Below are 12,459 nucleotides of genomic sequence, written 5' to 3'. Positions count from 1 at the left end.
GTATTTTTTTCAATTTTTTGCCTATTTTTTTGCAAAAATCCTAGACGCTTGATTTTATTAGCAGTTCATCAAGTCAAGCAAAAAGATAAAAAATTTGTAATTATTAAAATCAGATGGATTCATGAATACGTAGTCATTGTCATAAAAATTTGAAAAATTTATGCTATAGTCAAACTTATAGTCAAACCATCAAAACGATTTTGCAATCGTGGTTTTTTATGAAGTTAATCAACAAAAACAAAAGGACGGACAATGACAACTTTTAGTAATTTTACCTATGATGAATTAACTATCGGGCAAACTGCCAGCATGACCCGCCAAGTGACCGCAGATGATGTTAAAGCATTTGCGCTTGTTACCCATGACTACAACCCTGCGCATCTCGATAATGAGTATGCCGAGCAAAGCCAGTTTAAAGGCGTGATTGCGCATGGTATGTGGACAGCCGGTCTATTATCAGCCTTGATTGGCACCAAATTTCCAGGCTTGGGGACAATTTATTTGAACCAAAGCTTGTCGTTTCGTCGTCCTGTGCATATCGATGATACCTTAACCGCGACCTTGACCGTGAAAAGTAAAGACGATAGCAAAAAATGGGTGGTGTTAGATTGCCAAGTGACCAATCAAGACGGTAAAGCAGTAGTGACAGGCGAAGCGCAAGTGATTCCCCCCACTGAAAAGAGCAGCCGTGAAGCGGTCAAATTAGACGATTTTACCCTGCGTCAAACCTTCACAGAATAATTAGTGAGTATAAAATAGACAGCATCAAAGTGTTGCAGTTATTGATGACAATTATTTGCTACAATAAAGCCAAGAAATTCTTTGGCTTTTTTTATACTTTTTTGATAGCAGATAAACCATGAAAACATTAACGCCTGAAAAACAACAAATTTTAGCCAATGTCAAAATGCCGGACGATTGGAAGCACGCCTTGGCGACAGAGCTAACCAGCAGCAATATGGATAAGATTCGCCAGTTTTTGCGAGATCAATATCATGCGCAAAAAGTGATTTATCCCTCGGGCAGTCAAATGTTCAATGCGTTTAATTTGACGCCTTTGTCGCAGGTTAAAGTAGTTATTTTGGGTCAAGACCCGTACCATGGCGCGGGACAGGCGATGGGGTTATCTTTTTCTGTGCCCAAAGCCATCCCCAAACCGCCGAGTCTACAAAATATTTTACGAGAACTCGCCGCCGATTTGGGTATCGCCCCGTCAAAACATGGCGATTTGACCCATTGGGCAACCCAAGGGGTGTTGCTGCTTAACAGTATGTTATCTGTAGAAGCAGGGCAGGCAGGCAGTCATCAGCGTATTGGCTGGGAAATATTTACTGATGCGGTGATTGAGGCTGTTAATCAGCACTGTGAGCACTGTGTCTTTATCCTATGGGGGAGTTACGCGCAGAAAAAAGGCCGTTTTATCGATACCTCTAAGCATTTAATCATTACAGGCACGCATCCATCACCGCTTGGCGCCAATCGGGGTGGTTTTTTCGGCACGCGTCCTTTTTCCAAAGCCAATGATTATCTGATAGCGCACGGCAAAAGCCCGATAGATTGGCAGTTGCCACAGTAGTTTGGGTGGTATAAAAAATGGGTGCTAGTGAGCATGACTATTATAAAAGCGGCTTTTGTGACAGCGACTTTTGTGACAGCGATGACGCCTTTATGCAAGCGGCGCTTGACGTGGCAGCCGAGGGCGGACAGCTGGGGGAAGTGCCAGTGGGTGCCGTGATTGTGCATCAAGGCACCATCATCGCCAAAGGCTACAATCAACCGATTTTAAGCCATGACGCTACGGCCCACGCCGAAATAGTGGCAATAAGGCGAGCGTGTCAATATTTTGATAATTACCGTCTGCCAGCGGATTGTGAACTGTTTGTCACGCTTGAGCCTTGCACCATGTGTCTAGGAGCGATTATTCATGCCAGAGTATCGCGCTTGGTGTTTGCAGTGACAGAGCCGAAAGCAGGCATGATTGTCAGCCAACAGGATTTTAGCCAAGTGACGTTTTATAATCATTTTTTGACAGTAAAGCAAGGCGTAATGGCAGAGCAAAGCCGCGCGTTGTTACAGGATTTTTTTCGCCATCGTCGTGAGCAAAAAAAACAAATGCGCGAGCAGTTAAGGGTAAACCAATAACCAATGAGTCTCTCAAACCTATTCTTTAATATCAAAACCTTTCCTTAATATCAAAACCATTCTTTAAAATAAAAGCCATTGGATAAAAAAAGGCAACCCACCGGCTGCCTTGATTGATGCGAAAAACGGTTAGATTTTAAGACTTCAGCGCTCTCGATAATGTTATGACGCTTTTGGTATTAAACAGTTACGCTGCATCAGAAAGCCTTGCCAGCCAAAAAATCTAAAGTTACGGATATTGGCATGGTTTGTACCTTTTGGCTCTGCTTTAACACTGTCATAGTGCTCAGCAAACAGTTTTAGCGTATCTTGCTGGGTCAGGTGGTTGAGTAGCGCAAAGCCAAATACTTTCGCACTGCCTTCATTTTCGCCAGCCGCATTGTGCACTTCGCCATTGACAAACTTAGTTGGGCGATAGTCATAGTAACTATCGATAATAGCCAGTACGGAAGCAAAATCTAGCAATTTGTTTTCTAATTTAGCTAATAGTTTTGATAGTTCTAGCTTATCAATAGCGCTCATAGTTACTCCAAAAGTCAAAATAGCGACCGTCATTAACGATTAAAATAATCGTCCTCAAACGGATCAAACGCTGGGTTAAAATTATTGTTGGTTTGACCAAAACCGCGGTTTTCCACACGGTTTTCTAAATGACGCATTTGCTGATCGCTGTTGCGCAGTTGAGAGGGTTTACTGCGCTCTTGGGGAAAGGCCTCAAGACTGGCTGCCCCAAAACCACTGCGGTCTTGACCTATTCTATCATGGGCGGCAAAATCAACTGGGTGATTATCATAACCCATGCGTTCATGCCCAGTTCGTTCATGTAGAATTCTTTGATAAATCTCTTCACGGTGTACGGCAATGTCTTTTGGTGCATTGACGCCCAGTCTGACTTGGTTACCTTTTACACCCAGTACGGTGACACTCACTTCGTCACCTATCATTAACGTTTCGCCAACGCGGCGAGTCAAAATTAACATGCGTCACACTCCTTATGTCGCAACAAGTACCATCAATGTCCTATGATGATTCAACGATAAATTAGCTAAATTCGTCAAATATATTATCATGTATCATTGCCCAATGATACGTTAAAGACAGACTGCAAGGGCATAATTTAAGCGAGCTCATCATGCTTGGCGGCTATTTGCCAACAGTCAAAATAGGCATTGAGGGGTCAGTTGCGTTTGTGCCCAATAAACGAAATGCCATTATAAACGAAATGCGGAAGTAAAAAAAAGGTTAACACCCGCAAAACGCGGATATTAACCTTGTTTTTGTGGAGAATTACAAATTTATTATAATCCAGCAACCTTGCTTTCACCGTCTTCACGGTCAAGACCAAAAGCCGTATGTAATGCTTTAACCGCTTTTTCCAGTTGTTCTTCTTGAATCAGTACCGAGATTTTGATTTCGCTGGTAGAAATCATTTGGATATTGATGTTGTTTTCTGCCAGTGTTTCAAACATTTTGCTTGCCACGCCTGCATGTGAACGCATCCCAACACCCACCAGTGATACTTTAACCACATTGTTGTTGCTCACGATTTCTTTGCCGCCAATTTCAGCAAGATTGTCACCCAAAATCGCTAGGGTTTTATCAAAATCGCCACGGTTAACGGTAAAGGTAAAGTCGGTCAATCCGTTTTCTGCGATGTTTTGGATAATCATATCGATTTCGATATTGGCAGCACTGATTGGGCTTAAAATCGATGACGCAATACCAGGACGATCAGGCACTGCTAAGATAGATACTTTAGCTTCGTCACGGTTAAAGGCGATGCCCGAAATAATTGGTTGTTCCATGCTGTCTCCCTCATCGGTGGTAATTAATGTACCTACATTCTTTTTAAAATCATCATCGAATTTACCATCGGCGTTTTCATCAAAACTGGATAAAACACGCAGTGGTACTTGGTATTTTCCGGCAAATTCAACCGAGCGAATTTGCAACACTTTTGAGCCAAGGCTTGCCATTTCTAGCATTTCTTCAAAGGTAATTTTTGATAATTTTTTGGCTTTTGGTGTCACCCGTGGGTCAGTAGTATACACGCCGTCGACATCGGTATAGATTTGGCATTCATCGGCAGATAAGGCAGCAGCCAGTGCAACCCCGGTGGTGTCCGAGCCGCCACGACCTAAGGTGTTGATGTCACCTTTTTCATCCACCCCTTGGAAACCCGCCACCACAACGACCATACCAGCATCGAGTGCGGCGCGAAGCTGACTATCATCGATATGTTGAATACGGGCTTTAGTATGACTATCATCGGTACGAATCGCCACTTGTCCACCCGTCATTGACTTGGCGCTCACACCGATTTCATTGAGTGCCATAGCAAGTAAAGAAATCGATACTTGCTCACCGGTTGACACCATTTGGTCGTATTCACGAGCGTTCGGCTCTTTACTGATTTGACGTGCCAAATCAATCAAGCGATTGGTCTCGCCACTCATGGCAGAGACGACAACCACCACTTGATGACCATTGTCATGCCAACGTTTGACGCGCTGTGCCACATTTTTGATACGTTCGACACTACCCATCGACGTACCACCGTATTTTTGTACGATTAAAGCCATTGTCAATACACCCTATAATATCGTGCACGTTGTTTGCCATCGCTATCCAAGACTTGCCATACCAAGTCCTGATGGATTACTTAGCAGATTGTTTACAATGTCACGAAACGTAAATTAAACGGTACTTTATACCATATTTCCCAATTTTGGGGCAAGGCAAAATTGCCAAAAATCCCCAAATGACTGGCTGAAAATTGGATGGGTATCATGAACCAAAAGTTATCAGTTTAGGCAATCGGTTGTAGCGGTAGGGTTACAGCACGTTGCACGGCAGGACGGTCATGCAGGTTTTTTGCCCAGCGTTGTAGGTGGGTGTAGTTTTGCACTTGTAAAAACTCGCCAGCGTTATACAATTTGCCCAGTGCTAACTGACCATACCATGCCCAAATCGCGATATCCGCGATACTGTAATCATTACCTACCATAAACGTGTGAGTCGCTAGATGTTGGTCGAGTAAGTCCAGTTGGCGTTTGGTTTCCATGGTAAAGCGATTGATGGCATATTCAAACTTCTCGGGAGCATACGCGTAAAAATGCCCAAAGCCGCCACCGACATACGGCGCAGCGCCCATTTGCCAAAACAACCATGACAAACATTCGGCACGTTTGGCGGTGTCTGCTGGGATAAACTGCTCAAATTTTTCGGCAAGGTATAGCAAAATAGCGCCTGATTCAAACAGTTTAATCGGTGGATTAACGCTGTTATCCACCAGTGCAGGGATTTTAGAATTGGGATTGATAGCAACAAAATCTGAGCCAAATTGGTCGCCATTCATGATGTCGATTTTGTAGGCGTCATACTGTGCGCCTTCAATACCAAGCTCTGCCAATTCTTCAAGTAACATATTGATTTTGATGCCGTTTGGGGTGTTAAGGCTGTAAAGCTGCAAAGGGTTGTTACCAATCGGTAAGTGTTGCTCATGGGTCGCCCCTGCAGTGGGGCGATTGGTACTGGCAAATTTGCCACCGTTTTGGCTATCATTTTTCCAAATTTTGGGAGGCTGGTAATGATTGTCCATGATGTTTCCTTATTGATTATGAGTATTTTAAAGCTATAAGTGTGTTTTAAAGCTTTTTTGGTTGATAAGATGTTAGATATGATTATAGAAATGACTATAAGATGCGATTATAGAAACGATTATACACAATGTGCTTTAGGCTTTATGATACCGAATGTTTGGCTAAAGTAAATGGCGCTTTGATTAAGCCTGATTAAACTAACGCTTTATATAGCCGCGTAAAAAAAATAGCCGCATAAAAAAGCCGAATAAGTCATTCGGCGTTTTTTAGGGGTAGTTTTAATTAGGCAAGTCGTTCAGCCAACCAATTTGGTAGTGCTGCTAATACGGCTGGCAATCCTGCGACATCAGTTGCGCCGCCTTGGGCAAAGTCGGGTTTACCACCGCCTTTACCGCCAAGCTGCTCGCTTAAGTGTTTGATGATATCGCCCGCTTTGATTTTACTGGTTAAGTCTTTGCCAACACTGGCAGTCAAGGCAATTTTATCGTCAGCCACGCCAGCGAGCACCACGATGCCATCATGCAATTTTGACTTCATATCATCGGCAATCGTGCGTAATGCTTTACCATCCATGCCTTGTAAGCTTGCAATCAGCACTTTTTGTCCATTGATATCTTGCACGTTGTTAATTAAGTCTTTGGCTTGGCTGCTCGCCAATTTTTGCTGCAAACGCTCAAGCTGTTTTTCAAGGTCGCGTGTTTTGTCGGTCATTTGATTGACACGGTCGGCGATTTCGTCGCGCTTCGCTTTGAGCTGACTGGCAAGTTGATTGAGCTGTTTTTCACCTTGCTGCACATATTTGACTGCGCCCATGCCTGTCACCGCTTCGATACGGCGAATGCCTGCTGCGATACCTTGCTCACTGACGATTTTGAATAAGCCGATATCGCCCGTGCGTTGTACATGCAGACCACCACATAGCTCGATGGAGAAAGGCTTGCCGTCTTTATCTACCGTACCCATCGACAATACGCGAACCGTGTCACCATATTTTTCACCAAATAGTGCCATCGCGCCTTTGTCTTGCGCTTGCGTCATGCTGAGCATTTCTATAGTGGCAGGTTGGTTGGCAAGGATTTGTTGGTTAACGGTGTTTTCAATGGTGATAATGTCTTGCTCAGTCAAGGCTTTGTCATACGAGAAGTCAAAACGCAACACCTCACTATTGACCAATGACCCTTTTTGGGTGACGCCTGTACCCAGATGCTCACGAAGGGCGGCGTGCAGTAGGTGAGTGGCGGAGTGGTTTTTGGCACTCATGGCGCGTACTTGGCTTGCGACGCGTGCTTCGCTTGACTGACCCTGGCGGATACTGCCCATTTTGACCACGCCATGATGGATGATGGCTTGACCAGATTTTTTGGTGTCTTGGACTTCAAATACGCCGGTCTCGGTTTGGATATCACCTAATTCACCGGCTTGACCACCGCCTTCAGCATAAAAAGGCGTTGCCGATAATACGATGACGCCTTCATCGCCCTCCTGCAATTGCTCAGCCGATTTGCCCTCAAGGTATAAATGGGTGATAGTGCTGCTGTGCTCTGCTTTGTCATACCCCAAAAATTCAGTGGCACTGTCAACTTGAATCAATTGGTTATAATCAACGCCAAATTTACCTGCTTCACGGGCGCGGGCGCGTTGCTGCGCCATGCCTTGTTCAAAACCGGCTTCATCAATGCTGATGTCGCGTTCGCGCACGATGTCGGCCGTCAAATCGGCAGGGAAACCATACGTGTCATACAGTTTAAACACTGTTGCACCCGATAAAGTATCGCCAGATTTTAAGCTATCTAATTCTTGGGATAGCAGTTTGAGACCTTGTGATAAGGTTTTGGCAAATTGCTCTTCTTCTTTTAAGATAGCTTGCTCAATGTTGGCTTGCTGTTGCCGAAGCTGTGGGTAGGCATCGCCCATGATTTGGGCAAGTGGCGCGACGAGCTTATAAAAGAAGTTGTCATTAGCACCTAATTTGTTGCCATGACGAACCGCGCGGCGGATGATACGACGCAGCACATAACCGCGACCTTCATTGCTTGGCAGTACGCCATCTGCAATCAAGAAAGAAACGGAGCGGATATGGTCAGCAAGCACTTTGAGTGATGGCTCAGACTGTAAGTCGATATCGTTTGGCAAGCCAATCACTTGCGCCGCGTGTTGCATGAGATGGGTAAACATATCGATTTCATAGTTGCTATGCACGCCTTGCATGATAGCGCTGATACGCTCAAGCCCCATTCCCGTATCGACACTTGGCGCAGGCAATTTTTCAAGAGTGCCGTCTTTTTGGCGGTTAAACTGCATAAAGACGTTGTTCCAAATCTCGACAAAACGGTCGCCGTCTTCTTCAGGCGTACCTGGCAGACCGCCCCAAATATGCTCGCCGTGGTCATAAAATACTTCGGTACAAGGACCACAAGGACCTGTGTCACCCATTGCCCAAAAGTTATCCGATTGGTATTGACCACCTTTATTATCACCAATGCGGATGATACGCTCGGCAGGCAAGCCCACCACGTTATGCCAAATATCAAAGGCTTCATCATCGGTGTGATACACCGTCACGTAAAGTTTATCTTTGGGTAATCCAAGCCAATCATCAGATGTCAAAAACTCCCAACAAAATGGGATGGCTTGTTGTTTAAAATAATCGCCAAACGAAAAATTACCGAGCATCTCAAAAAACGTATGGTGACGCGCGGTATAGCCGACATTGTCAAGGTCATTGTGTTTACCGCCTGCGCGCACACATTTTTGCGACGATACCGCACGTTTATAATCGCGTTTGTCTATCCCTAAGAACACATCTTTAAATTGGTTCATACCGGCATTGGTGAATAGCAGGGTAGGGTCATTGTGTGGGACTAGGCTCGATGATGCCACTGGGGTATGACCATTTTCGGCAAAATAATTGATAAAAGCTTGACGTATATCGGCTGAAGAAAACGGACGGCTCACAGCGGCTCCTTAAGGTATTTCAAAATTAAATTTGGCATATATTATCAAAAAAATGTAAACATTGTATTTTAGCAGAATTCATTCGATGTGGATAATGCTTTTATAAACCGCACTTTTTAAAAACCCTATATGGCATCTAACACCGTGGGCATAAAGTATGGGGTTTGCAACGTTTTTCAGGGCGTTAAAAAAAGACCGATAGATACCATCGATCTTTTTTGACAATTTTTTTATAGCAATGTCGTTGGGGGCAAAAATTAGCGCTCTACTTGACTGACATCACGCACCGCGCCTGTATCCGCGCTAGTAGTCATCGCTGCATACGCCCGCAAGGCGGCTGACACTTGGCGCTCACGATTGACAGGTTTCCAAGCTTGGTTGCCATGGCTCACCATCGCCTCTCGGCGTTTTTCCAGTTCGGCAAAATCAACCGCCAAATGAATCGAGCGATTAGGGATATCAATCTCGATGGTATCGCCTTCATTGACCAGACCGATGGTACCACCTTCAGCGGCTTCTGGGCTGACGTGACCGATGGATAAACCCGACGTACCCCCAGAAAAACGACCATCAGTAAGTAGCGCACAGGCTTTACCCAGACCTTTTGATTTTAGGTAAGAGGTCGGATACAACATCTCTTGCATACCCGGACCGCCTTTTGGACCTTCATAGCGAATCACCACGATGTCACCTGCGACAATTTGGTCTGCCAAAATCGCTGCGACGGCGTCATCTTGACTCTCAAAAACACGGGCGCGACCAGTAAATTTTAGGATGCTGTCATCCACGCCCGCTGTTTTGACGACACAGCCACGTTCAGCGATATTACCAAACAATACCGCCAAACCGCCGTCTTGTGAGTAGGCAAATTCTTTGCTGCGGATACAGCCAGATTCGCGGTTGACATCAAGATTTGACCATGCATTGTTTTGACTAAAGGCTTGCGTGGTGCGTACCCCACCTGGGGCTGCAATATAACGCTCACGTGCCTCGGTATTATCAGGATTCATGATATCCCATTGGCTAAGCGCTGCTTTGAGTGAAGCACTATGCACGGTGGGGACATCGGTTTGCAGTAGGTTTGCGCGATCAAGCTCGGCTAAAATTGCCATCACACCCCCAGCGCGATGCACGTCTTCCATATGGTATTTTTGCGTTGCAGGGGCAACTTTCGATAGACAAGGCACACGGCGGCTTAGACGGTCAATATCCGCCATTTTAAAATCTACTTGCGCTTCATGGGCAGCGGCAAGCAAATGTAGAATCGTATTGGTTGAGCCGCCCATGGCGATATCAAGGCTCATGGCGTTTTCAAATGCCGCTTTGGTCGCAATTGAGCGTGGCAATACGCTGGCGTCATCTTGCTCATAATAACGTTTGGCAAGTGCCACGATACGACGACCTGCTTCTAAGAATAAATCTTTACGTTTGGCGTGAGTGGCAAGTAACGAGCCATTACCAGGCAGGGATAAGCCTAAGGCTTCGGTCAAACAGTTCATCGAGTTGGCAGTGAACATACCTGAGCATGAGCCACAAGTTGGGCAAGCAGAGCGCTCAGTTTGTGCCACATCTTCATCACTAATCAAGTCATCTGCCGCATCAATCATGGCGTCGACTAGGTCAAGTTTGCGAATTTTTTCACCCAATTCATTCATCACGGTTTCATGGGTGGTATGTCCATCGCCCAACGTGGATGCCAATACTTTGCCCGCTTCCATTGGACCCCCCGACACAAAAATCGTTGGGATATTGAGGCGCATCGCTGCCATCAGCATACCAGGGGTGATTTTGTCGCAGTTGGAGATACAAACCAGCGCATCGGCGCAGTGGGCATTGACCATATACTCCACACTATCGGCAATTAAATCACGGCTTGGCAAGCTATAGAGCATACCCAAGTGACCCATGGCGATACCATCATCCACCGCAATGGTGTTAAATTCTTTGGCAACACCACCTGCCGCTTCAATCTCGCGAGCCACCAACTGACCCAAGTCTTTTAGGTGTACGTGCCCGGGTACAAACTGGGTAAACGAGTTGGCAATCGCGATAATCGGTTTGTTAAAGTCCTCATCTGTCATACCCGTTGCACGCCAAAGTGCGCGTGCACCCGCCATATTGCGGCCAGATGTGGAGGTTTTTGAGCGATATTGTGGCATGGTTGTTCCTTATTTCTAACAGTCAATACAAGTGATAAATTTAGCACTTAGTGTACTCTGTCTCGACCAAAAGGGCTAGTCATGGCTCATGATAGATAGTTATAATTGGTTTTAAAGAATGGCATATTAGCCACCCTTATCATTGCTATATCACAGCTATCACTCAGCCGTATCTATCAACAGTATCTAATAAAAACTCATCAAAAGGATTTTATTTTGACCAATCCCACCTTAAGCATTACGGATGTCATCCGACAAAGTCTGGCATTTTTAAGTAAAGATAGCCTAAGCAAACATGATTTGAGCAAACACGATTTAAGCAAAGATAAAAATGCCGCATTAAAAAATCAGCCGTTCACTGGGCTGATTATTGGTGATGACACGCAGTTGGTTTTTAGCCAAATACAAGCCATTGATGAAACTATTGATCAAGCCGTGAGTTGGGAAGCGTTTGATTATCAAGCGTTTATCGCGCATCGGTTTGCCAAACGCTATGACTTGGCAGTGATAATATTATCAAACGATAGCGCTATCGACACCCAAATTATTCAGCGCTGTCGCGACTTGTTTGCCAAGCATTGTTTGGTGGTGCAAGACTTATCCCAGCCAGCAACAGGTATTGATGTGGTGAGCTTTGGCTTTAGCCGATTGCATGAGCAGCCGATTGTGGAAAATGACCAAGATCATCATATAACCAGCTACCAAGTATGGCAATTTAATCTGTTTGACTATAAACATTTGCCAGATTGGTTTAATAGCAAGTTTTGGGCAAACCCTGAATTATGGAATAAATTTCGTTGGTAGCGGTTGTAGACACAACTTTAGACAACTTGTTTTGTCACCACTAATCTTATCTTATAAAAGGTGATTTCTTCAGCTATTCGTTTAATCCAAAAATTAAACTACTTTGAGAATTTCGAGGAAAAGTTGGCTAAATTTACAGTAATACTGTTTACAAAAAGCGCGAGATTGATTTACTCTATCGAAAAGTAACAAACAAAATAGGTAAACGCGTTAAATAATAATTTTTGAGGAAAGACTATGAAATTAACGATACTAAAAGTAGTAAGCGCTGCTGCGATGATGGCAACCATCGCCTTAACAGGGTGTTCTGCCAAACGTACTGGCACGTCTGAAGTGGTGGTTGCGCCGATGGGCGTTCCCGGTGGTGTAGGCTACTATAACGGTGGCGCTGTGGTAACAAACTCGACGTCAGTCATCACTGCCGCGGGTGCTAACCCAAATACCGTGTATTTCGGCTTTGATAGCAGTGAAATCGACGCTCAAGGTCAAGCTGTGTTAAATCAACAAGCGCAATTCTTACAAGCCAACCCAAGTGCCCGTGTCGCCATTGCTGGTCACACCGATGAGCGTGGTAGCCGTGAATATAATCTGGCATTGGGTGAGCGCCGTGCCCAAGCCGCACAAGCCTATTTAGCTACGTCAGGGGTATCAGCTTCACGTATGGAAGCCATAAGCTATGGTGAAGACCAACCTGCCGATCCGGGTCATGACGAATCAGCATGGGCAAAAAACCGCCGTGCAGAAATTTCTTACTAAGTTTCTTACTAAATATTGCTTAGTGAATAAAAGACAAACAA

General features: G+C 45.0%; 10 protein-coding genes and 1 pseudogene. 5 read left to right on the top strand and 6 right to left on the bottom strand.

The genetic code is table 11. The features are described from left to right. Positions 1–252 precede the first annotated feature (252 nt). From ACAM39_RS06715 to tadA, 3 genes are all read left to right on the top strand, one after another. Complete coding sequence (locus ACAM39_RS06715; RefSeq protein ID WP_369627100.1) at positions 253–741, top strand: MaoC/PaaZ C-terminal domain-containing protein; 489 nt, start codon at positions 253–255, stop codon at positions 739–741. A 118-nt stretch (positions 742–859) separates the two neighbouring features. After that, positions 860–1,576, top strand: a complete 717-nt coding sequence (ung, locus tag ACAM39_RS06710) for a uracil-DNA glycosylase (protein ID WP_369627099.1) — start codon at positions 860–862, stop codon at positions 1,574–1,576. Positions 1,577–1,593: 17 nt separating this feature from the next. Next, the gene (gene tadA / locus ACAM39_RS06705; RefSeq protein ID WP_369627098.1) at positions 1,594–2,142 is read left to right on the top strand and encodes a tRNA adenosine(34) deaminase TadA; all 549 of its coding nucleotides are present in this window, start codon (positions 1,594–1,596) and stop codon (positions 2,140–2,142) included. Between the two features lie 162 nt (positions 2,143–2,304). On the opposite strand, the gene ACAM39_RS06700 is transcribed toward tadA, so the two are convergent. The 6 genes and pseudogenes from ACAM39_RS06700 to ilvD form a co-directional block, all read right to left on the bottom strand. Continuing rightward, entirely contained in the window at positions 2,305–2,664 is a 360-nt protein-coding gene (locus tag ACAM39_RS06700) for a HopJ type III effector protein (RefSeq protein ID WP_369627097.1), read from the bottom strand. A 275-nt stretch (positions 2,665–2,939) separates the two neighbouring features. Further along, a pseudogene (csrA, locus tag ACAM39_RS06695) lies at positions 2,940–3,122 on the bottom strand (carbon storage regulator CsrA); the annotation flags it as partial. A 318-nt stretch (positions 3,123–3,440) separates the two neighbouring features. After that, positions 3,441–4,724 (bottom strand): aspartate kinase, encoded by a 1,284-nt coding sequence (locus ACAM39_RS06690; protein ID WP_007115684.1) that lies wholly within the window; start codon positions 4,722–4,724, stop codon positions 3,441–3,443. Between the two features lie 227 nt (positions 4,725–4,951). Next, positions 4,952–5,743: a glutathione-dependent disulfide-bond oxidoreductase gene (yghU, locus tag ACAM39_RS06685; RefSeq protein ID WP_369627096.1), complete on the bottom strand. Its 792-nt coding sequence runs from the start codon at positions 5,741–5,743 to the stop codon at positions 4,952–4,954. Positions 5,744–6,026: 283 nt separating this feature from the next. Next, positions 6,027–8,699, bottom strand: coding sequence for an alanine--tRNA ligase (alaS, locus tag ACAM39_RS06680; protein ID WP_369627095.1), 2,673 nt, complete (start codon positions 8,697–8,699; stop codon positions 6,027–6,029). Between the two features lie 257 nt (positions 8,700–8,956). After that, positions 8,957–10,858 carry a dihydroxy-acid dehydratase gene (ilvD, locus tag ACAM39_RS06675; protein WP_159770946.1) on the bottom strand — a complete coding sequence of 634 codons (1,902 nt, stop codon included), beginning with the start codon at positions 10,856–10,858 and terminating at the stop codon, positions 8,957–8,959. A 216-nt stretch (positions 10,859–11,074) separates the two neighbouring features. On the opposite strand from ilvD, the gene ACAM39_RS06670 reads away from it, so the two are divergent. Beyond that, entirely contained in the window at positions 11,075–11,662 is a 588-nt protein-coding gene (locus ACAM39_RS06670; protein ID WP_369627094.1) for a DUF6231 family protein, read from the top strand. A gap of 237 nt (positions 11,663–11,899) precedes the next feature. Then, positions 11,900–12,418, top strand: coding sequence for a peptidoglycan-associated lipoprotein Pal (gene pal / locus ACAM39_RS06665; protein ID WP_007115689.1), 519 nt, complete (start codon positions 11,900–11,902; stop codon positions 12,416–12,418). The last annotated feature ends 41 nt before the right edge of the window (positions 12,419–12,459 follow it).

This window comes from Moraxella sp. K02, assembly GCF_041154755.1.
Lineage (GTDB): Bacteria > Pseudomonadota > Gammaproteobacteria > Pseudomonadales > Moraxellaceae > Faucicola.
Note: the sequence above shows the minus strand (reverse complement) of the source record. Positions and strands in the feature narration are given on the sequence as shown.

What these genes read in the sequence shown, in the direction of transcription:
- pal (WP_007115689.1), top strand. Translation starts at nt 11,900, where the DNA reads ATGAAATTAACGATACTAAAAGTAGTAAGCGCTGCTGCGATGATGGCA.
- ilvD (WP_159770946.1), bottom strand. Translation starts at nt 10,858, where the DNA reads ATGCCACAATATCGCTCAAAAACCTCCACATCTGGCCGCAATATGGCG.
- tadA (WP_369627098.1), top strand. Translation starts at nt 1,594, where the DNA reads ATGGGTGCTAGTGAGCATGACTATTATAAAAGCGGCTTTTGTGACAGC.
- ung (WP_369627099.1), top strand. Translation starts at nt 860, where the DNA reads ATGAAAACATTAACGCCTGAAAAACAACAAATTTTAGCCAATGTCAAA.
- ACAM39_RS06700 (WP_369627097.1), bottom strand. Translation starts at nt 2,664, where the DNA reads ATGAGCGCTATTGATAAGCTAGAACTATCAAAACTATTAGCTAAATTA.
- yghU (WP_369627096.1), bottom strand. Translation starts at nt 5,743, where the DNA reads ATGGACAATCATTACCAGCCTCCCAAAATTTGGAAAAATGATAGCCAA.
- ACAM39_RS06715 (WP_369627100.1), top strand. Translation starts at nt 253, where the DNA reads ATGACAACTTTTAGTAATTTTACCTATGATGAATTAACTATCGGGCAA.
- ACAM39_RS06690 (WP_007115684.1), bottom strand. Translation starts at nt 4,724, where the DNA reads ATGGCTTTAATCGTACAAAAATACGGTGGTACGTCGATGGGTAGTGTC.